Annotated in this window: 15 protein-coding genes; 10 read left to right on the top strand and 5 right to left on the bottom strand. The window is 66.5% G+C overall.

Annotation, left to right across the window (positions count from 1 at the left end):
* Position 1 precedes the first annotated feature (1 nt).
* Positions 2 to 1,423 carry a flagellar filament capping protein FliD gene (fliD, locus tag IM784_RS08930; protein ID WP_199554959.1) on the bottom strand — a complete coding sequence of 474 codons (1,422 nt, stop codon included), beginning with the start codon at positions 1,421 to 1,423 and terminating at the stop codon, positions 2 to 4.
* Between the two features lie 437 nt (positions 1,424 to 1,860).
* Here fliD and IM784_RS08925 point away from each other — a divergent pair, with 437 nt between their 5' ends.
* Positions 1,861 to 4,527, top strand: a complete 2,667-nt coding sequence (locus tag IM784_RS08925) for an Rne/Rng family ribonuclease (RefSeq protein ID WP_199554958.1) — start codon at positions 1,861 to 1,863, stop codon at positions 4,525 to 4,527.
* Positions 4,528 to 4,642: 115 nt separating this feature from the next.
* Positions 4,643 to 5,374: an alpha/beta fold hydrolase gene (locus IM784_RS08920; RefSeq protein WP_199554957.1), complete on the top strand. Its 732-nt coding sequence runs from the start codon at positions 4,643 to 4,645 to the stop codon at positions 5,372 to 5,374.
* 9 nt (positions 5,375 to 5,383) lie between these two features.
* Here IM784_RS08920 and IM784_RS08915 read toward each other — a convergent pair whose 3' ends face one another.
* On the bottom strand, positions 5,384 to 6,730 hold the full coding sequence (locus IM784_RS08915) for an oxygenase MpaB family protein (protein WP_199554956.1): 1,347 nt from the start codon (positions 6,728 to 6,730) through the stop codon (positions 5,384 to 5,386).
* A 98-nt stretch (positions 6,731 to 6,828) separates the two neighbouring features.
* Here IM784_RS08915 and IM784_RS08910 point away from each other — a divergent pair, with 98 nt between their 5' ends.
* Together IM784_RS08910 and IM784_RS08905 are read left to right on the top strand one after the other, a co-directional pair.
* A complete protein-coding gene (locus IM784_RS08910; RefSeq protein ID WP_199554955.1) occupies positions 6,829 to 7,491 on the top strand; it encodes a CerR family C-terminal domain-containing protein in 663 nt (220 codons plus the stop codon).
* A 24-nt stretch (positions 7,492 to 7,515) separates the two neighbouring features.
* On the top strand, positions 7,516 to 8,808 hold the full coding sequence (locus IM784_RS08905; protein ID WP_235976754.1) for an NADH:flavin oxidoreductase/NADH oxidase family protein: 1,293 nt from the start codon (positions 7,516 to 7,518) through the stop codon (positions 8,806 to 8,808).
* Here the strand turns inward: IM784_RS08905 and IM784_RS08900 are convergent.
* On the bottom strand, positions 8,805 to 9,185 hold the full coding sequence (locus IM784_RS08900) for a DUF4345 family protein (RefSeq protein ID WP_199554954.1): 381 nt from the start codon (positions 9,183 to 9,185) through the stop codon (positions 8,805 to 8,807). The two genes, IM784_RS08905 and IM784_RS08900, sit on opposite strands and share 4 nt — an antisense overlap.
* 167 nt (positions 9,186 to 9,352) lie before the next feature.
* Positions 9,353 to 10,138, bottom strand: a complete 786-nt coding sequence (locus tag IM784_RS08895) for a helix-turn-helix transcriptional regulator (protein WP_199554953.1) — start codon at positions 10,136 to 10,138, stop codon at positions 9,353 to 9,355.
* Between the two features lie 288 nt (positions 10,139 to 10,426).
* Between IM784_RS08895 and IM784_RS08890 the strand changes: the two genes are divergently transcribed.
* The 6 genes from IM784_RS08890 to IM784_RS08865 all read left to right on the top strand — a co-directional run bounded on the left by IM784_RS08890 (position 10,427) and on the right by IM784_RS08865 (position 18,894).
* On the top strand, positions 10,427 to 10,810 hold the full coding sequence (locus IM784_RS08890) for a limonene-1,2-epoxide hydrolase family protein (protein WP_199554952.1): 384 nt from the start codon (positions 10,427 to 10,429) through the stop codon (positions 10,808 to 10,810).
* A 17-nt stretch (positions 10,811 to 10,827) separates the two neighbouring features.
* A complete protein-coding gene (locus IM784_RS08885; protein WP_199554951.1) occupies positions 10,828 to 11,391 on the top strand; it encodes a GNAT family N-acetyltransferase in 564 nt (187 codons plus the stop codon).
* A complete protein-coding gene (locus tag IM784_RS08880; protein WP_199554950.1) occupies positions 11,388 to 12,098 on the top strand; it encodes a hypothetical protein in 711 nt (236 codons plus the stop codon). The genes IM784_RS08885 and IM784_RS08880 overlap by 4 nt, the downstream gene beginning before the upstream one ends.
* Positions 12,095 to 14,476 (top strand): ligase-associated DNA damage response DEXH box helicase, encoded by a 2,382-nt coding sequence (locus IM784_RS08875; RefSeq protein ID WP_199554949.1) that lies wholly within the window; start codon positions 12,095 to 12,097, stop codon positions 14,474 to 14,476. Before IM784_RS08880 ends, IM784_RS08875 begins: the two co-directional genes overlap by 4 nt.
* 145 nt (positions 14,477 to 14,621) lie before the next feature.
* A complete protein-coding gene (locus tag IM784_RS08870) occupies positions 14,622 to 16,154 on the top strand; it encodes a hypothetical protein (protein WP_199554948.1) in 1,533 nt (510 codons plus the stop codon).
* 58 nt (positions 16,155 to 16,212) lie between these two features.
* Entirely contained in the window at positions 16,213 to 18,894 is a 2,682-nt protein-coding gene (locus tag IM784_RS08865) for a TonB-dependent receptor domain-containing protein (protein WP_199554947.1), read from the top strand.
* Between the two features lie 231 nt (positions 18,895 to 19,125).
* Here the strand turns inward: IM784_RS08865 and IM784_RS08860 are convergent, their stop codons facing one another.
* The gene (locus tag IM784_RS08860) at positions 19,126 to 20,274 is read right to left on the bottom strand and encodes a glycosyltransferase family 4 protein (RefSeq protein ID WP_235976752.1); all 1,149 of its coding nucleotides are present in this window, start codon (positions 20,272 to 20,274) and stop codon (positions 19,126 to 19,128) included.
* Positions 20,275 to 20,332: the final 58 nt, after the last annotated feature.

Genomic DNA, 20,332 nt, shown 5'->3' with positions numbered 1-20,332 from the left:
TTCAGGCGTCGGAACTACGGGTCCACATATCGATCTGCTGCTTCAGGAAATCCTGCATCGTCCGCGACTCCCCCACCGCACGGTCGAGCGCGGCGAACTGGCGGGTATATGTGTCGGTCATCCGCTGCATCCGCTGGTCCAGCAGCGTGCGATCCCTGGTGATGGCGGCGGCCTCCCGCGCCAGTGCCGTCGGCTGCCCGGCGCTGCCCTCGGCGGCCAGCTTCATCGCGGCGGCCAGCTGTGGCAGCGGTCCGCCGGCAGAGGTGAAGCTCACCGGCGCATTCAGCGCCGTGATCAGCGCTTCCACGGCGGCGGGATGATTGGCCACCGCCTTGGCCAGCCGCGTTTCGTCCACGGTGAAATTGCCGTTGCGGTCGGTGCCCAGCCCGATCTCGATCAGCCGCGTCGGGGCATTGCCGTTGGGCTCGATCAGCTGTTTCGTCGCCACCGACCCCAGCTGCTGCAGCGCCCGCCGCGTGGAGCCGTCGGCCACCAGCGCCCCGGTGCTGCCGCTCGTCGGGTTGCCGTTGGAAAGCTCCCGCCCCAGCCCCGCCAGCTCGTTCAGGGCCGCACCCACATCCCGCACGCTTTGCGACAGCTGCGTCGTATTCCGCGCCGCCTCGATGGTGACGATCTGCCCCGGCGCCGCCTTCGCCAGAGACAGCCTCGCCCCCGGCACCAGATCCGAAATCGAATTGGAAGGCCGCCGCAGCTCCACCCCGTCGATGGCAACGACGGCGTCCGTCGCCGTCTGCGTCCGCGACAGTCCGCCCGCGACGCCCTCGCCAAAGGCAAAGTCGCCTAGCCCCGCTTCGCCAGCCGCCTCGACGGTGAAGCCCGATGCCTCTCCCATCGCCCCGCGAAGCAGCAGCCGCGCGCCGTTCGTATCGGACACGATCTGCGCCTGTAACGGCGCCCCGGCCACGGCGGCGGCATCGTTGATGGCGTTGCGCAGCCCCTCCAGGCTGTTGTCGCCCTCGGCAACCGTTACCACCAGATCGTCCTGCACGCCCGCAACGAACCCGGTTGCAGCGTCGCTACCGGCGACCGCCCCAAAGCGAAAGGTCAGTGTCCCCAGCCCCACCGGCGCCGCCGCATCGCGCGGTGCCGACGCCAGCGTCTGCCCACGGGCCAGCGATCGCACCTCCAGCTGCTGCCGCTGCACCACGGCGCCCGGATCGACCGTCATCGACAGCACCGATGTATCCGAAACGGCCGGGATTCCCGACAGCGCGCCCGAACCGATCCGCGTGCCCAGCGCCCCCACCAGCGCATCCAGCGCCGAACGAAACTGCCCCAGCGCCGAAATCCGGGCGTCCACCCGGGCCTGCCGGGCATCCAGCAATTCCGAACGCGGCGCCTTCTCGGCGGCGACCAGCTGCTCGGTCAGCGCCTTCACGTCGATGCCGGAACCGGCGCTCAAGGATGTCAGGATGTTAGCCATCTCGAAAGCAGCTAACGGCCGCTTCCGTGAAAAGCTTAACGCCGGGTCGCACTTGTGCCCGGCTGGGTCCGCTGCTACCTGATGGGCCAAGGCATGTTGGCCGAAGGACGCACAGGCAGGACCGCGTGGGATCGCAGACTGCCGATGAGCTCCCGGTTTGATGCCCGCCGGCCCTGAAAACTCGCACAACGCGTTAAGTCAGGCTCCCGGCCAGAATGTCGGGGAAGAAGTGCGCGAATCTGCTGCTGAAAACAGGATGCTGATCGGAAAGGCCCTCCCGGCCTTCCTGTCGCTTCGCCTGTCCCCCCGCACCCTTTCATCTTCGCGGCGGCCATCCCGGGCCGCCGTCCTCTATCCAATTTGCGCCATCGGCGCTGCACAGCAAAACTGCGCCTTGCGCGCAGGGAGAAACTTCAATGACAACAAGAATGTTGATCGACGCCCGCCACCAGGAAGAAACACGGGTCGCAGTCGTCAAGGGTAACCGGATCGAGGAGTTCGATTTCGAGGCCGCCGCCCGCAAGCAGATCAAGGGCAACATCTATCTCGCCAAGGTGACGCGCGTGGAGCCGTCGCTGCAGGCGGCCTTCATCGACTATGGCGGCAACCGCCACGGCTTCCTCGCCTTTTCGGAAATTCACCCGGATTACTACCAGATCCCCAAGGAAGACCGCGATGCCCTGCTCCGCGAAGAGCAGCGCCTTGTCGAGGAACATGCCGCCGGCGACGACCATGACGACGACCATGCACACGACGATCACGCGCCCGACGATCACGCGCACGAGCAGGAAGAGCCAGGCGACGCTGGCGAACCTGCCGAGGGCGAACCGCGTCACCGCCCCGAAGAGCATGGCAACAGCGAAGAGGCCGGCGCCGAAGCCCTGCGCCGCCGCCGCATGGCGCTGCGCCGCCGCTACAAGATTCAGGACGTCATCCGCCGCCGGCAGGTGATGCTGGTGCAGGTCGTCAAGGAAGAGCGTGGCAACAAGGGCGCGGCGCTCACCACCTATATCTCGCTCGCCGGCCGCTATTCGGTACTGATGCCGAACACGGCCCAGGGGGGAGGTATCAGCCGCAAGATCGCCAACGCCGCCGACCGCAAGCGGCTGAAGTCGATCATGACCGACCTGAACCTGCCCAGCACCATGGGCGCGATTGTCCGCACGGCCGGGCTCGAACGCACCAAGACCGAGATCAAGCGCGACTTCGACTATCTGACCCGGCTCTGGGACGAGATTCGCGAAAAGACCCTCACCTCGTCCGCCCCCGCCCTCATCCACGAGGACAGCGACTTGGTGAAGCGCGCCATCCGCGACATCTACAGCCGCGAGATCGACGAAATCCTCGTCGACGGGCCAGAGGGCTATGCCCACGCCAAGACCTTCATGAAGCTGTTGATGCCCAGCCACGCGAAGAAGGTGCTGCCCTATAACGATCCCGTTCCGCTGTTCCACCGCGCCGGCGTGGAAAGCCAGCTGGCGGCACTGCTGAACCCGGTCGTGAACCTGCGCTCGGGCGGCTATATCGTCATCAACCCGACAGAGGCGCTGGTCGCCATCGACGTCAACTCGGGCCGCTCCACGCGCGAATATAATATCGAGGAAACGGCGCTAAAGACCAACATCGAGGCGGCCGAGGAAGTCGCCCGCCAGCTCCGCCTGCGCGACCTTGCCGGGCTTGTCGTCGTCGATTTCATCGACATGGAATCCAACAGCAACAACCGCAAGGTCGAGCGCGCCCTGAAAGAGGCGCTGAAGCACGACCGCGCCCGCATCCAGGTTGGCCGCATTTCCACCTTCGGCCTGCTCGAAATGAGCCGCCAGCGCCTGCGCACCGGCGTTCTGGAGGCCTCCACCGAAGTCTGCCCGATGTGCGATGGCCTCGGCCTCGTCCGCACGCCCGGCTCCGCCGCGCTTGCGGCGCTGCGCCTGCTGGAGGAAGAGGCCGTGCGCGGCCGCGCCAGCATGTTCCGCCTGCGTGCCGACAGCGCCGTCGCCGTCTACATGCTCAACCGCAAGCGCGCCGAAATCACCGAGATCGAGGATCGCTATGGCGTGATCATCGAGGTGGTGCCCGACGACAGCCTGATCGGTGGTCGCGTCGCCATCGACAGCAGCGGCCCGCCACCGGCACAGGCCCCGCGCCTGCAGGCGCTGGCGGCCCCTCGCCACGTCCATGTCGACGACGCGCAAGACGACATCGAAGACGAAGTCGAGGAAGAGGACGAAGAGCAGGAAGACCGCGGCGACCGCGAGGAAGCGGAAGACCGCGAAGAGCGCGGGGGCCGCAACGGCGACCGCCGCCGCCGTCGTCGCCGTGGCGGCAGAGGTCGCGATGGGGGCAGGGAAAGCGGCCATGAAAATGGCCGCGACCGTCCGCAGGCGGAACCGCGCGAAGCCGTCGAACAGGATGGTGAACTGCCGGAAGGCGCCGAAGCCGTCGAAGCCGGCGAGGAAGCCGATGGGGACGGCCGCGAGCCGCGCCGCCGCCGCCGCCGTCGTCGTCGGGGTGGTCGTCGCGAGACTGGCGAGGCGCTGAACGCCGCCGCCGAAGCCGCCGAAGACGAAGCCGGGGATGCCCCTGCCGAAGTCGTACCCGAGCCCGCAATGGAGGCAGTTGCCGACGAAGCGCCTGCCGCCGAAGCCGCAAAGCCGAAGCGCACCCGCAAGGCCGCTCCGAAAAAGGCCGCAGCCGAAGCAATCGTCGAAGCCATTGCGGAGGTCCCTGCTGAAGCAGCGGCCGAACCGGCAACCGGGGAAGCGCCCGCAGCCGAAAAGCCAAAACGCGCCAGCAAGGCCGCGCCGAAGAAGGCCGCCCCTAAACGGGCAGCCAAGGCACAATCGGAAGCGGCCACCGAAACCGCTTCAGAGGCTGTCCCGGAACCTGTCGCCGCGCCAGCACCTGAACCCGCTGCCGAGGAAATGCCGAAGCGCCCCCGCAAGGCCGCGCCGAAAAAGGCTGCAGCGCAGGATGTCGCAGCCGAGCCGATGGTAACCGCCGAAGCGGACGCCGACGCCACTGGCGACGAAGGTGAAGGCGGCGCGCCGCGTCGTGGCTGGTGGCAGCGCACCTTCGGCAACTGAAACCTGCCCGGCGCCGGCCGGGAACCCGCTCCAGCCTCCCCGCCGGTCGAAACCGGCGGGGAGCCTGCAACCAGGCCTTCAAACTGTCGCAATCCACCCTTTATAGGGGAGGATCATGCGCGACGGTGTGACCGACATTTTGGAAGAGGACGCGCCGCGCGCCGACCCCGGCCCGCCGGGGCGCATCGTCTATGCCGCAGAGCTGCGCGCCATCGGCGAGCTGAAGGCCTTCCGCAAGCAGCGCATCCAGCTGATCCGCGAACTCCCGCACTGGCCCAGCCGCCACGTCCTTGTTCTGCCGGGCTTCCTTTCCGGAGACTGGGCGACCAGCCCGCTGCGCGGCGTCCTCTCCGCCGTCGGCCACAAGGTCGAAGGCTGGCAGATGGGCCGCAACCTCGGCCTCCGCCCCGGCCGCTTCGAGGAACTGGAAAGCCGCTTCTTCCGCTTTGTGGGCAACGCCGGCGAGCCGATCGCAATCATCGGCTGGAGCCTCGGCGGCCTTTATGCCGTGGAGCTCGCCCGCCGCCACCCGCAGGCGGTGCGGCAGGTCATCACCATGGGCTCCCCCGTATCGGGCCTGCTCACCGCCAACAACGCCTGGAAACTCTACGAGCGCGTCGCCGGCCACCCGATCGACGCCGCCCCGGTGGACTGGCAGCCCGGCGCCTTGCCCGGCGTGCCGATGACGGCAATCGCCGCCCGTGGTGACGGCATAGTCCACCCGGAGGCCGCACACGCACGCCCCGGCCCGGAGGTGGAAAATCTGCAGGTCCCCGGCACCCACTGCGGCCTCGGCTGGAACCCCCACGCCATCCGCATCGTCGCGGACCGCCTCGCGCGCTCCTAGGCTGAGACCTCAGCCGGCGTGGCTCCGATGGTCATAGGTCACGAACTCCGCATGGCCATAGTCCGCCAGCAGCTTGCGGATATTGCCGATCAGCCGCCGGTCCGCCGCATCGGCCAGCCCCGGTATCTTCGAGGCCAGCCGATAGCTGCCCATCTTCACGGTGATATGCGCCAGCGCCACCGCAAACAGCAGCCGGTCAACGCCCGTGATCTTCACTCCCACCCGCTCGGCAGCGGCAAGATCGTTGTTCATGAAGTTGCGCAGGAAGAACATCTTCGAAAAGCTCGCCTCCACCCGGCGGAAGATGCGCCGACCAAGACCCTCGCCCTGCCACAGATCGGCCGCCAGCGTCGCCCGCACCAGCGCCCCGCAGGTGCGGTCGTCGAAACCGGCGCGCAAGGTTGCCCCACGCACGTTCATCACATCGACAATGCCCTGCGGCGTATCCGGCAGCAGCTCCTCGGGCAGCCCCAGCAGCCGGCAGCGATAGCGGGCAAACTCTACCGTCGCCCGCTCCTCGTCGTTGAACGCCGTCCGCCCCTCCTCGATCAGCTTGTAGCTCATCAGGAAAATGCCGATCAGGCCAGCCGGCATCTGGTCCACCTGCGGGATGGGGAAGCCATATTTCGCCGCGTCCCACATCTGCGGCCGGCGGGCGATATTATAGCGCACCATCGAGTGCATCAGCCGCACCATCGCCGCCGCCTTGAAGCCGGGGCCGAAACGGTCCAGTGCGCCAGGCAGCGTCGTCACGGCAAAGAAATTGGCGGTTTCCTTCACCCGCCGGGCAGCGGCATTGTTGGACAGCGTTCCCGTCAGCGCCATCGGCAGCGCCGCATATTCGTTCATGAAGGTGGCGATGAAGGCACCGCGCACGGCATAGGGCGCGAAATTGGCGGCGTTGTTGCGCTCGGCCCGCGCGCCCTCTTCCACCAGCTCCATGTCCAGCCAGTCGGGCTTCACTTCCATGTCGGCGATGAAGGCCGCGAGCTCCGGCGGCGCATCGGGCACTGCCTCGATCCCCTTGTCGCAGGCCAGCTCCAGCATATCGATCAGTTCGCGAAACTTCCGCCCCGCCATCAGCGCCGCATAGCGGTCTGCCGTCACATCACCCATCCGGCTATAGGCGCGCAGCCGGTCGACCAGCTCGGTGTTGGCCAGGATCTCCGCCCGCTTCGCCGCATAACGCGGCGACAGGCTGGACTTTGCCGCCGGATCGGTGGTGAACCGCTCCGGATCCGCCTCGAAATCGAAATTCGCCCACAGTTCCGGCACCAACTGCTTCTGCGCCCGCACAGCGGCCCAGATGCCCTTCTCGCCCTCGATCGGTTCGTCCAGTATCGCAGCGGTCGCCATACAATCGGCCCTTTCCTGTCCTTCAAAAAATATCGAACGATATAAATTCAAAGTCAAGCATCTTGCCAACCGCCGCCACCTGCCGCTTAAACAGGGGGATGGAAACCGCCCCGCGCACGCCCGCCACCCCCCGCTATCGGCGCGGGCAGGAAAGCCGCGAGCGAATCCTCGCCGCCGCGCTAGACGCCTTCGGCCATAAGGGGCTGGAGGCCGCCTCCACCCGCGACATCGCCGGCGCTGCACAGGTGAACCTGCCGGCTATCCAATATTATTTCGGCAACAAGGAAGGCCTCTACCTCGCCTGTGCCGAGCATATCGTCTCCACCTACGCCGGCGCCACGCTGGCCGCCGGCGAAGCCGCGAAACGCACGCTGACCGAGGATCCTTCACCGGAAACCTGCCGCGCCGAGCTGGCCAAACTGCTCACAACGCTCGCCCGCTTCCTCGTCTCCGCCGACGATACCCGCAGCTGGTCCCTCTTCGTCCAGCGCGAGCTCGCCAAGCCCGGCCCCGCCTTCGACATCCTGTTCGAACGGCTCTGGAGCCCCGGCGTGGAGCTGGTCGCCTACCTCCTCGCGGGCGTCCGCGGCAAATCCCGCCCCGGCGCCGAAACAAGGCTGGAGGCAATCCAGATGATCTCCGGCATAACGACCTTCGCCAGCGGCCGCGCCGCCATAGAACGCTTCCTCCCGCCTGGCACTGCAATCGCCGATCAGCTTTGCCAGCTGGTGGAGCGGCAAATTGCCGATATCAAAGGTTAAAATCCGGAACAGGGGGAATATCAGATGACGTCGATGGCCGATCCACTCAGCCTGCCGTGCGGCGCCGTCATTCCCAACCGGCTGGCCAAGGGCGCCATGACCGAGGGCCTCGCTTCGCCCCAGGGCATTCCCACGCTGGAGCTGAACCGCCTCTACAAGGTCTGGTCGGAAGGCGGTGCCGGCATGCTGCTCACCGGCAATGTGATGATCGACCGCGAGCATCTGGAACGACCCGGCAATGTCATCCTGGACCGCGAACCCGACGCCCGGATGATGGCGGCTCTCAGCGACTGGGCAGAGGCCGGCACCGTTGCCGGCAACCATCTGTGGATGCAGATCAGCCACGCCGGCCGGCAGACGCAGACCAATGTGAACCCCGCGCCAAAGGCGCCCTCCGCCGTGGCGCTGGCGCTGCCGGGCGGCCGCTTCGGCACCCCGACGCCGCTCACGGAGCCGGAAATCCTCGACCTGATCGGCCGCTTCGCGACTGCAGCCATGGCCGCCAAAACTGCAGGCTTCACCGGCGTGCAGGTGCATGGCGCGCACGGCTATCTGATCTCGCAATTCCTCAGCCCGCGCAGCAACCTGCGCGAAGATCGTTGGGGTGGAACCCTCGAAAACCGCGCCCGCCTGCTTCTGGATGCCGTAAGGGCCGTTCGCGCCGCCGTCGGCCCGGAATTCCCCGTGTCGGTGAAGCTCAACTCCGCCGATTTCCAGCGCGGCGGTTTCGACTTCGGCGAAAGCCTGCAAGTCGCCCGCTGGCTGGAGGAGGCTGGCGTCGACCTGCTCGAAATCTCCGGCGGCTCCTACGAACAGCCCGCCATGATGGACCTCCAAGGCCTGGAAGCCAGAACCGACCAGCCACAAGTCGCTGCCTCGACCGCCGCCCGAGAGGCCTATTTCGTCGATTTTGCCAAGGCCATGCAGGCCGAGCTGAAAGCGATGAAGCTGATGGTCACCGGGGGTTTCCGCAGTCGCGCCGCCATCCAGCATGCCCTCGAAACCGGCGCTGCAGATCTGGTCGGCCTCGCCCGCCCGCTGTGCGGCGAACCGGACGGCTGCAATCGGCTGCTCGCCGGCGCCACGCAACTTCCCCGCTACGAGGCGCAGCATGCCCTTCTCCCGCGCTGGCTCAGCTGGCTGCAGTCGTTCGAGATAGTCCGCGCCGCATCCGGCTTTGCCGTGCAGTTCTGGTATTATGCGCAGCTCGATCATATCGGCCGCACCGGCAAGCCGCAGCTGCAGCAGTCGGTCTTTTCAGCCGTTCGCCAGGTGGACAGCCAGCAGAAACACTGGCTCGCCGCGCGTTCCGGCTAGGCCTTCGAAAACACCCGCTGCGCTGCCACCAGTATCGCGATCATCACGCCCTCGGTGATCATCGGCGGGAAGGCGGTCGGTGCCACCCCGTCGAACACCAGGCTGACGGTCCGCCCGAACAGCGCGATTGCCAGCAACAGGATCGGCACCTTCAGCGGCTCGGCGCTCATCTTCCAGGCCCCCAGAATGGCGAACAGCCCACCCACCAGGAAAAAGGCCGTGAAATCGGCGCGGATGGTGGCCAGCCCCTGCGAGCCAATCGGCTGCAGCGAAAATTTGGCGGCCATCTCCGCCGGATGCACCAGAAACACCAGCCCAAGGCCGATATTGAACAGCCCCACCAGCGCCACCACAAGGCGCATCAGCATCTTCGGCATTCCAAGTCTCCCCCTTATATTTCTCTATTCCTGTAGCGCCGCGGCAAAGCCGCGCCGTCGATCCTGTCAATGTCCGGATTCCGGCCATTGCAGGTCGGCTGCGCGCTCCGGCGAGCCTGAGGGCGTTCGGACGATTGCTTCGCAATCCTCCTCCACGCCTCAGCCGCCTACGCAGCGTAACCCAGATATCCCAATTGCGCCGCCTTGAAGATGGTCTGGCTGCGGTTCACGGCGTCCAGCTTTTCGCCGGCATTCTGGATATGGAAGCGCACCGTGGCGTGGCTGCGCCCCAGGATCATCGAGATTTCCTTGTCGGTCTTCCCGATCGAGGCCCAGCGCAGGCACTCCACCTCGCGCTTGGTCAGCTGGCTGTCCGCCGGCAGCCACTGCCGCTTGCGCAGCGCCTTCACGCAGCCCGCCACAAAGCGGTGCGTCAGGATATAGAGCTCGTCGGCATGCTCGTCATACTCGGCGGAAAGGTCGGTCCGGTCCTGATCCACCACGCTATAGGTGGCGATGCCGATCTGCCCGAAGGGCAGGTGCACCGGGATAACGATGCTCGCCTTGCCCAGTGCCCGCTTCTCGAAGTTGGAAAGGTCGATCGCCTCCAGATAGCGGTTCGGCTGGCGGGTGCGGAAACCGTCGGCATTCACCCAGAACGGCTCCGATTCATAGCGGCAGGCCCGCGGCAGCGGCGAGGAAAGCGCCAGCCGCGTATCCGCCCACCAGCGCTCGTTCGGGCCGTTCCAGCCAAAGACCGTGGAAGCAAGCACATCGCCATCCTCGTCCATCAACGGATGCTTCGAAGCGATATTGTCGGCGACCGCAACGCGCAGCTTGGCCCGCTCCCACGCAATGTCGCGCAGCGCCTCGGCAGCCGGTCGGATGTCCTTCACGGCCATCACTTCCACCCGGCTTATGTCTTCCTTCAGCGTTGCCGTCCGCTCGCTCATCAATCTCTCCCGCCGGAGTCCCGGTCAGCAGGCAGGGCTTCTTGCACGAACCCTTGTGTCCTTCGGCCAGGATTTACGCCGCCTGACTTACGCCCCATCGCCGATATTGCAAGGGGCCGACCCGGCACCCTCAGTAATGACAGGTTAACAGCTCCGCTGCTAGTTTTGCCCTCCACCCTCAGTCGGCCGACTCGCTGGCGCACGCCCGCGCGACAGGATGCGAATCCGCATCGACAAGCTGTTGGCCAACTGATTGACGTTAACGTAAGAGGCAAACATACGGAAACCATGAACAGCGCAACCGAAACCATCTGTGCCTTCATCGACCACCTCAACCGGATGCAGCTCGATCGCGCCTTCGATCTGCTGGCCGAGGATGTCGTCTATCACAATGTCGCCGCCACGCCGGTTGTCGGCCACGCCGCGCTGAAGTCGCTGTTCGATCGCGTCCCCTTCGACGCGCTGGACCTCTACATCCACGCCAGCGCCGAATCCGACGGCCAGGTCCTGAACGAGCGCACCGACCGCTTCCGCCTCCCCGGCGGCCAGTGGGTAGAGGCCCGGGTGATGGGCAGCTTCGAAGTGATCGACGGCAAGATCACCGCCTGGCGCGACTATTTCCAGTCCGGCGGCTGGGCCGAGCAGCTTTCCGCTGGCGAACTGCTGCACTGAACGCCTAAACGGAGCCCATGGCCCGGCTCCCCCTCCTCCAATTCGGAAATATCCGTCTGGAGCCGCTGGCGGAATCGCACCGCGAGGCCCTGCGCGAAGCCTGCGCCGAAGACCCCGCCATCTGGGAGATCTACAGCTTCTCGATGCTGGGCGAAGCCTTTGACCGCTGGTGGGAGGCGGGTTCGGCCGCCGGTTCCGAACGGCTGATGTGGGCGATCCTCGTCGACGACCGCCTCGTCGGGATGACAGGCATCTTCCCCGAGGATCGCACCCCCGGCGTGGTGGAGATCGGCGCAACCTATATCGTCCCCGGCGTCCGCGGCACCCGGCTCAACCGCATGGTCAAATGGCTGGTGCTGTCCCATGTCTTCAGGGGCGGCTTCCACCGTGTGGAGTTCCGGGTCGATGCCCGCAACCTGCGCAGCCAGGCCGCCGTCCTGAAACTCGGCGCCACCCGCGACGGCATCCTGCGCCACCACAAGATCACCCACACCGGCCACATCCGCGACACCCATGTGTTCGCAATCACCGACGCCGATTGGCGCCGCATCGAACCGGAACTGAGGCCCGAGCAAGGATGACGACCACGGATGCCGAGCTGATGGGACAGAGCCTCGTGGCCGCCCGATGTGGCAGCATGCCGTCCATGAAGCGCCTCCTACCCCTGCTGTTCCTGTTGACGGTCGCGGCAGCCCCCGCAAACCCCGCCGGCGAATATCGGCTGACAGGCGTGATGGAGGCCGCCGGCGCCATAGAGCTCAGCCCGGACGGCCGCTTCCGCTATGCCCTCGCCTATGGCGCGCTCGATGAGACCGCCGAAGGGAGGTGGCGGCTGGACGGCAACAAAGTGCTTCTCACCACGGATCCAAAGCCGAAGCCGCCCAGTTTCACCGTCGCCGAATCCTCCCCCGGCAAGCCCGGCGTCTTCCAGCTCCGCCTAGACAATCCCAAGGGCCAGCCGATACCCAACATCGCCGTGCTCGTCACCTTCGCCAACGGCCAGATCGACACTGCCTACACCCGCATGGACCCGGAAAACGACAATTGGATGGAGGCGGATATCGATGCCGACCACATCCCGGTCTCGATGCAGTTCCGCATCCCGGTGTTCGATTTCCACTCAGATCCGATCCGCATCGACGTGAAACGCGCGCGCCGGTTCCGCGTCGTGCTCGATCCGCAGGATCTCGGGGTGCGCGATTTCAACGACTGGCCGCTGGACGTGCAGGGCGAAATGCTGCTGCCCGAGGGCTCGCGCGGCGAAGGCTTCAAACGGGTCCGGGATTGACCCAGCAGCTTTCCGCCCCGCTGGCGAACTGGTTCAGGGGGCGCGGCTGGCAACCCCGCGCGCACCAGCTGCAGATGCTGCGTGCCGCCCGCGCCGGGCGCCACGCTCTGCTGGTGGCGGCAACCGGCGCCGGGAAAACGCTCGCCGGCTTTCTTCCTGTCCTCACCCGCGAAACCGCCTCGCCCGGCCTCAAGGCGATCTACGTTTCGCCGCTGAAGGCGCTCGCCGCCGATGTCGAGCGCAACCTGCTCCTCCCCATCCGCGAGGCGAACCTCCCCCTCACCGTCGAAACCCGCACCGGCGACACAAGCTCCGACGCCAAGCGCCGCCAGCGCGAAAACCCGCCCGACATCCTCCTCACCACACCCGAAAGCCTCAGCCTCCTTCTCACCTGGCCCGGCTCCGAAGCACTGCTGGAAACGGTCGAAACCCTGATCGTCGATGAAATCCACGCCTTTGCCACCACCAAGCGCGGCGATCTGCTGGCGCTCGCCGCCGCGCGCATCCGCCGCCTGAACCCACGCCTGCGCATGGTCGGCCTTTCCGCCACCATCGCCGATCCGCAGGCGATGGCGCACTGGCTCGCTCCCGGCGCCGATGTCGAGATCGTGCAGGGCGAAAAAGCCGTCCCGCCCGACATCTCCATCCTAGTTCCCGAAGGTCGCATCCCCTGGAGCGGCCATAACGGCCGCTACGCCGCCCGGCAGGTGATGCGGCTCCTGGAAACCGCCCGCCAATCCATCGTCTTCGTCAACACCCGCGCCTTCGCCGAACTCGCCTTCCGCGACCTCTGGGCGGAAAACGACCAGACCCTGCCCATCGGTATCCACCACGGCTCGCTGGCGATAGAGGCCCGGCAAAAGGCCGAGGCAGCCCTCGCCTCCGGCCGCCTGCGCGCGGTCGTCGCCACCTCCAGCCTCGATCTCGGCATCGACTGGGGCGACGTCGACCTTGTCGTGCAGATCGGAGCCCCCAAGGGTGCCGCCCGCCTGCTGCAGCGCGTAGGCCGCGCCAACCACCGCATGGACGAGGCGAGCCGCGCCGTCATAGTGCCCGGGAACCGCTTCGAGTATCTGGAGGCGCTTGCCTGCCTCGACGCTGTCCACGCCAACGAACTCGATCAGGAACCGCACCGCCCCGGCGGCATCGACGTCCTCGCCCAGCACATCATGGGCATAGCCGTAGCAGGCCCGTTCGAGGCGGACGCCCTTTATGAAGAAGTCCGCACTGCCGCCCCCTATGAAAGCCTCAGCCGCGAAGATTTCCAGCGCACGCTGCAGTTCATCGCCACCGGCGGCTATGCGCTGAAGGTCTACGATCGCTACGCCCGCCTGGTCGAGGACAGCCCCGGCCACTGGCGGCTGCGCCACCCGAAACTGGCGCTCCAGCACCGCCTCAACGCCGGCGTCATCGTCGAAGCGCCGACGCTGGTCGTCCGGCTGGGGCGGGGCAGGGCGCTCGGCCAGATCGAGGAATGGTTCGGCAGCCAGCTCCGCATCGGCGACCGCTTCATGTTCGCCGGCCAGACGCTGGAGCTGATCGGCACCTCGGAAGGCGACCTCTACACCCGCCTCGCCCGTGGCGACCCTTCCGTCCCCTCCTATGTCGGCGGCCGCATGCCGCTCTCGACAAATCTCGCCGGCCGCATCCGCCACATGATCGCCGACCCCGCCCAATGGGAGCGCATGCCCGCCGACGTCCGCGAATGGCTGGCGCTGCAGCAGCGCTACAGCATCCTCCCCCCACCCGATCGCCTGCTCGCCGAAACCTTCGAGCGCGACGGCCGCCACCACCTGGTCCTCTACGGCTTCGAAGGCCGCAACGCCCACCAGTCGCTCGGCATGCTGCTCACCCAGCGCATGGAGCGGCGTGGTATGAATCCGTTGGGCTTCGTCGCGACCGACTATGTGCTCGGCGTCTGGGGCCTTAATCCCATCACCGATCCCGCCGACCTTCTCAGCGGCGACATCGTCGCCGAGGAACTGGAAGAATGGATCCGCGCCACGCCCTTCCTTCGCCGCGCCTTCCGCGATGTCGCCATCGTCTCCGGCCTCGTCGAGCGCCAGCAGCCCGGTCGCAAGAAGAGCGGCCGGGCGTTGGCCGTCTCCACCGATCTCATCTACGACGTGCTGTCTCGCCACGAACCCGGCCATCTGCTGCTGCAGGCGGCATGGGCCGAAGCATCCTCGAAACTGACCGACATGGAGCGGCTGAAGGCGCTGCTCGCCCGCGCCGAATCGGAGCTGCTGGTGCGGCATCTGGAGCAGGCCAGTCCGCTTGCCATTCCCGTTCTTCTCGAAATTGGCAGGGAGGGCGTCAATGGACAGGCGGAAGAGCAGCTGCTTTCGGAATTGCTGGAGGCTTTCCCCGCTCTTTGACACGTCCTTGCAACAAATCGGCAATCCAGACGCAACACCATCGCAATCGGAATGACATCCCCCCGGTCTAGGGAGGCGCCGCCGACGCACTGCAGCAAGCGGTGCGCGGCCCGGATTCGCACCTACCTTCCGAAAAGGGGAAATCATGTCACACTTTCGCGCGCTGCTCCTGCTCGGGTCGGCCGTGGCGCTCACTGCCTGCACCGGTGCGACGGACGTCGCATCGCCGGGCGATGGCGTGATCGTCGTTCCGCCGACGCCAACCCCCACCCCGACGCCGACCCCGACGCCCACCCCGACCCCGACACCAACCCCGACACCCCCGGCGACGGCCTGCGTCACCGGAACCACGAATGTCGGCACCCTGTCGGTCGGCGGCACCGACATGCGCGTCTGCCAGCTTTCGGGCGTCTACACCGACAATGTGACGCTGCCCTTCGTGCAGAACCTCGTCTACTCGCTGTCGGGCGGCGTCCGCATCGGCCGGGATGTCGGCGGTGACGGCAACAAGGCCGGCGGAGACGCAGCCGTCCTCACCATCGAGCCGGGCGTTGTGCTCTTCGGCTCCTCGGGCGCCGACTTCCTGCTGATCGAGCGCGGTTCGCAGATCTTCGCAGAAGGCACCGCCACACGCCCCATCGTCATGACCAGCCGCGTCAACATGGAAGGTCGCTCCAACGACAACAGCATCGGTGACTGGGGTGGTCTTGTCATCCTCGGCCGCGGCCCGATCCACACCTGCCTTGGCGCGGGTGTCGTCGGTGGCACCGTCGGCTGCGAAAACCGCGTCGAAGGCACCGAAGGCTTCTATGGCGGCGCCACCGCCAACGACAATTCGGGCCGCCTGCGCTACCTGCAGATCCGCTATCCGGGCTTCATGGTGACCGACGGCAACGAGCTGAACGGCATCACCTTCGCCGGTGTCGGCTCCGGCACCTTCGCCCAGAACATCCAGGTCCACAACAGCTCCGACGACGGCATCGAGTGGTTCGGTGGCCGCGTGAACCACAAATATATGGTCATCACCGGCGCCGACGACGACAGCCTCGACACTGACTTCGGCTGGCGCGGCAACCTGCAGTTCGGCCTCGTCTACCAGCGCTCGACTGGCGGCGACCGCATGATCGAGGCGGAAACCACCGGTTTCGACCTGCGCTCGCCCCGCTCGCGGCCAAGCTTCTCCAACATCACCTTCATCGGCCGGCGCGCCGCCAACGGCCTGCTGTTCCGTGGCGGCACCGACTTCAACGTCTGGAACTCGGTGATCCAGAAGGACGCCAACGCCTGCGTGCAGTTTGCCGACGCCTTCACCATCACCACCGACTCCGCCAACGACAAGGCCGGTCCGCCGAACTTCCGCTCGGTGTTCATGTCCTGTGCGGGTGGCGCGGCCAATGGTTCGGGCGGCGTCACCACGCAGCAGGTGACGGACATCCTGAACGAAACCGGCCGAAACAATGTCCTGAACGGAACCAGCTCGCTCACCAACCTCTGGTTCCCCGGCGCCAACGAGCTGGCGACTCCGGTCTATAACGCCACAGCGCAGAACAGCTTCTTCACTGCCACCACCTATGTCGGCGCCTTCAGCGGCCCAACCGACACCTGGTACAACGGCTGGACCTGCGGCCTCGGCGGCTCGACGCCGGCCTGCACCGTCGCCCCGCAACCTGTCCAGTAACCAGAAACGGAAGGCCGGGCCGGCTTAGCTGGCCCGGCTTCAATCCGGGGGATTTCCAATGACGACCTCTGCCCTCGCCCGCCTGCTTCTCGCTTCCACGGCGCTGGGCTGCGCGTTCGCTGCTCCGCTCTCAGCCCAGACGGCGCCCGCCGAACCGCCAGTCACCGATACGGCCGATCAAGACGTCGACGTCTCCGCCCCCGGCGCCGGCGGCCTCGACGGCGAGGACATCGTCGTCATCGGCCGCAACATCCCTAACGTCATCCGCGCCACCCCCTCGGTGGTCTCGGTTCTTTCCGCCACCGACATGGCCCGCACCGGTGAAGGCGACATCGCCGGCGCGCTGGCCCGCGTCACCGGCCTGTCGGTCGTCGGCGGCAAATATGTCTATGTCCGCGGCCTCGGCGAGCGCTACTCGCTGGCGCTGCTGAACGGCCTGCCGATCCCGTCGCCGGAACCGCTGAAGCGCGTCGTTCCGCTCGACATCTTCCCGACCGACCTGCTCGCCTCCACGCTCGTGCAGAAAAGCTATTCGGCGAACTATCCCGGCGAATTCGGCGGTGGCGTCATCAATCTCACCACCAAGGCCATCCCCGAGGAATCCTTCTTCAACGTCTCCGGATCTGTCTCTGGCGACACCATCACCACCGGCCAGCTCGGCTATACCTATCGCGGCTCCCGCTCCGACTGGACCAGCTTCGACGGCGGCACCCGCAGCCAGCCGGCCGAATTCCGCGCACTCGTCAATTCCGGCAAGGCCCTCAGCCTGTCCAACTTCTCGCTCGCCGAGCTGAAGACGGCGACGATGAGCCTCAATAACGCCGAAACCAACCTCATCCAGCGCAACGACACCATCCCCGCCAACATGTCGGTCGGCTTCACCGGCGGCACCGCCTGGGACGTGGGCGACAACCGTATGGGCGTCATCTTCGCCGGCAACTGGTCCAACAGCTGGCAGACCAAGGGCGGCATTCAGCAGACCACCTTCGGCATTTCGGTCGACGCGGATGGCAACCAGGTCATCAATCCCGACCAGGACTACCGCTTCCTCTCCACCGACAACCGCATCCTGCTGAACGGCATGCTCGGCCTCGGCTTCGAATTCGGCGAGCACAAGATCCGCTTCACCAACGTCTATATCCGCGATGTGTTGAAGCAGGCCCGTATCGTTTCCGGCCAGGATGTGAACGTCGGCGACGAGCCGGTGAACCGCAACTACACCAGCTGGTTCCAGCGCCAGCTCTTCTCCACCTCGCTCGTCGGGGAGTTCAAATTCAACGAGCTCAGCGTCAACGCCCGCGGCACCTATGCCCAGTCGCGCCGGGATTCCCCGTATGAACGCGTGAACAGCTATCGCTACGATCCGCAGATCGACAGCTATTTCAACGATCTGCGCACCGGCGGCACCGGCTCCACCATCGCCTTCTCCAACCTGAAGGACGAAATCTGGGCCGGCGCGCTCGATCTCGGCTATGCGCTTAACACCGAACGCCCCGTCACCTTCTCGGCCGGTTACGCCTATTCCGACAACAGCCGCAACTCGACCCGCCGCGACTTCCGCTACCAGGTGGCGAACAGCCTGCCCGCCGGCGTCAGCCAGCAGCGGCCCGACTACCTGCTTTCGCCCTTCAACATCCAGATGTTCGACATCTACCTGACGGAAGTCAGCGCAGCGGCAGGCGTCGCCAGCTATGACGCCGGCCTTACCATCCACGCCGGTTATGGCCAGGTCGAAGCCGAGCTGTTCGACGGCTTCCGCCTCACCGCGGGTGTGCGCTATGAAACGGCAAAGCAGTTCGTCAACGCCATCGACCTGTTCGGCACCGGCGGCGCCACCGGCGAAAACACCCGCCTGAACAATGATTACTGGCTGCCCGCCGGCACCATCACCTGGAACTTTGCCGAGGACATGCAGCTGCGGTTCGCAGCCTCCAAGACCATCGCCCGTCCGCAGTTCCGCGAACTGGCGGCGCAGTCCTACACCGACACCGACAATGATCGCGTCAGCTTCGGCAACCCCTATCTGATCGATTCGCAGCTGATCAACGTCGAGGGCCGCTACGAGTGGTACATCGGCCAGGACGAGCGCTTCACCGCAGGCGCCTTCTGGAAGCAGATCGACAACCCGATCGAGACCATCTCGTTCAATAATGCCGGCTCGCTCACCACCACCTTCGCCAACGCGCCGAAGGCCGAGCTCTATGGCGCGGAAGCCGAAGTGCAGAAGTTCTTCTCCATCGGCGACAGCGGCTTCTTCGGCGAACGCCGGGTAATGGTATCGGCGAACTATACCTTCACCAATTCCAAGCTGAAGGTCTCCGAAGGCGACACCACTCGCCCGCCGGGACAGGGCGGCGGCACCGCGCCGGCCACGGATTATTTCCGCAACGGCGCCCCGATGACCGGTCAGTCCGACCATGTCGCCAACCTGCAGCTCGGCCTGCAGCACGACGGCAAGCTCTCGCAGCAGACTTTCCTGCTCGCCTATGCCTCAGACCGCGTCACCCAGCGCGGCCTGTCCGACACGCCGGATCTGGTCGAACACCCCGGCGTTCAGCTGGATTTCGTCGCCCGCGAGGAAGTCGGCATCGGCGGCACGCCGCTGGAAGTGAAGCTGGAAATCCGCAACATCCTCGGCACCGGCTACCGCGAAAGCCAGACGATGGGCGACAGCACCGTCTACAACAACAAGTATCGGATCGGCACCACCTTCGCGCTGGGCATCACCGCGAAGTTCTGACCTTCAGTATCAGCCCGGAAGCCCTCGCCAGTCACGCAGATTGCTGCAGCGCCTCGCAAGAAGGGGGCGCTGCAATGCCCAGCCGCGCGCGGGCAGCGTCCAGCGGTTCGCCAAGCAGCCAGGCGGTGTCCCGTCCATGGCGATATCCCTCGCGGATCGCGCCCACCACGGCGCGTTCGCCCGTGCGGACGTGATCCCGCCGATGAACGAAGCAGACGCCTTCGTGCTGACCTATGCGTTCGTCGGCGTGCTCCGCGCCAGCATCCTCGCCGGCCCCTCCTCGCCGCCACCCGCCGCCATCGAGGAGTCGCTCAAAAGACTGGTCTCGCGTTTCCTGGGCCGGGAAAACATCGACGATCCCGCCTGACCGGCCAGCTGCGCCGCCTCGAACTGGCTGACCGCCGCTTCCCAGCTGAATCCGCCCGCCTGCGCAATGGCAGCCGCGCGCGGCACCCGCAGGGCGCGGACGATCGCCCGCCCCAGATCCTCGTCCAGCACCCCGGCGCCGCTATCACCCACCACATCCAGCGGCCCCGCCACCGGATAGGCGGCGACCGGCAACCCAGCCGCCATCGCCTCCACCAGCACCAGCCCAAAGGTATCGGTTCGGCTGGGAAACACGAACAGGTCCGCACCCGCATAGGCCCGCGCCAGCGCCTCGCCCGACAGCGCCCCAAGGAACAGCGTATCGGGGAACTTCGCCCGCAACGCAGCCAGCGCCGGCCCGTCGCCCACCACCACCTTCGAACCCGGCGCATCGGCCGCCAGAAACGCCTCGATATTCTTCTCCACGGCCACCCGGCCGACATTGAGAAGGATCGGCCGCGGCAACCCGCGATAGGCCTCCGGCGCCGGCAAACCGGGGCGGAATCGCGAAAGATCGACCCCACGCGACCAGAGCCGCGTCTGCGGAATGCCATGCTCCGCCAGCTCTGCCGCCAGCCGCGGCGTCGCCGTCAGCACCGTTCGCGCCGGCCCATGAAACCAGCGCAGGAACCGCCAGCTAAGCCGCACCGGCACCCGGAACCGCGCATGCAGATAGTCGGGAAAGCGGGTATGAAAGCTCGTGGTAAAGGGTCGGCCCACACGCAGGCAGTGGCGCCGCGCCGCCAGCCCCAGCGGCCCCTCGGTGGCGATATGCACGGCCCCTGCACCGCTCGCCTCGATCATCCGCCCCACGGCGCCGGGCAGCGCCATCGCCAAGCGGATTTCCGGATAGGTGGGGCAGGGCAGCGATCGGAAACGGTCGGGCGTGATGGTCGTCACCTCCCAACCCCGCTCCACCAGCATCCGCATCGTCGTCTGCAACGTGCGCACAACGCCGTTCACCTGCGGCGCCCAGGCATCCGAAACCAGCGCCAGCGACAGCGGCGGCATCATATTTTCCCGCCCCTCGAACGCCGGGCGCGGGCATCCGCCCGCTTGGCTTCGGCGCACG

This window comes from Sandaracinobacteroides hominis, assembly GCF_016464365.1.
Lineage (GTDB): Bacteria > Pseudomonadota > Alphaproteobacteria > Sphingomonadales > Sphingomonadaceae > Sandaracinobacteroides > Sandaracinobacteroides hominis.
Note: the sequence above shows the minus strand (reverse complement) of the source record. Positions and strands in the feature narration are given on the sequence as shown.

Excerpts from the sequence above, each read along its gene's own strand:
- IM784_RS08890 (WP_199554952.1), top strand. The coding sequence starts at position 10,427 with ATGAACAGCGCAACCGAAACCATCTGTGCCTTCATCGACCACCTCAAC.
- IM784_RS08900 (WP_199554954.1), bottom strand. The coding sequence starts at position 9,185 with ATGCCGAAGATGCTGATGCGCCTTGTGGTGGCGCTGGTGGGGCTGTTC.
- IM784_RS08925 (WP_199554958.1), top strand. The coding sequence starts at position 1,861 with ATGACAACAAGAATGTTGATCGACGCCCGCCACCAGGAAGAAACACGG.
- IM784_RS08870 (WP_199554948.1), top strand. The coding sequence starts at position 14,622 with ATGTCACACTTTCGCGCGCTGCTCCTGCTCGGGTCGGCCGTGGCGCTC.
- IM784_RS08920 (WP_199554957.1), top strand. The coding sequence starts at position 4,643 with ATGCGCGACGGTGTGACCGACATTTTGGAAGAGGACGCGCCGCGCGCC.
- IM784_RS08880 (WP_199554950.1), top strand. The coding sequence starts at position 11,388 with ATGACGACCACGGATGCCGAGCTGATGGGACAGAGCCTCGTGGCCGCC.
- IM784_RS08860 (WP_235976752.1), bottom strand. The coding sequence starts at position 20,274 with ATGATGCCGCCGCTGTCGCTGGCGCTGGTTTCGGATGCCTGGGCGCCG.
- IM784_RS08905 (WP_235976754.1), top strand. The coding sequence starts at position 7,516 with ATGACGTCGATGGCCGATCCACTCAGCCTGCCGTGCGGCGCCGTCATT.
- IM784_RS08865 (WP_199554947.1), top strand. The coding sequence starts at position 16,213 with ATGACGACCTCTGCCCTCGCCCGCCTGCTTCTCGCTTCCACGGCGCTG.
- IM784_RS08910 (WP_199554955.1), top strand. The coding sequence starts at position 6,829 with ATGGAAACCGCCCCGCGCACGCCCGCCACCCCCCGCTATCGGCGCGGG.
- IM784_RS08885 (WP_199554951.1), top strand. The coding sequence starts at position 10,828 with ATGGCCCGGCTCCCCCTCCTCCAATTCGGAAATATCCGTCTGGAGCCG.
- IM784_RS08895 (WP_199554953.1), bottom strand. The coding sequence starts at position 10,138 with ATGAGCGAGCGGACGGCAACGCTGAAGGAAGACATAAGCCGGGTGGAA.
- IM784_RS08915 (WP_199554956.1), bottom strand. The coding sequence starts at position 6,730 with ATGGCGACCGCTGCGATACTGGACGAACCGATCGAGGGCGAGAAGGGC.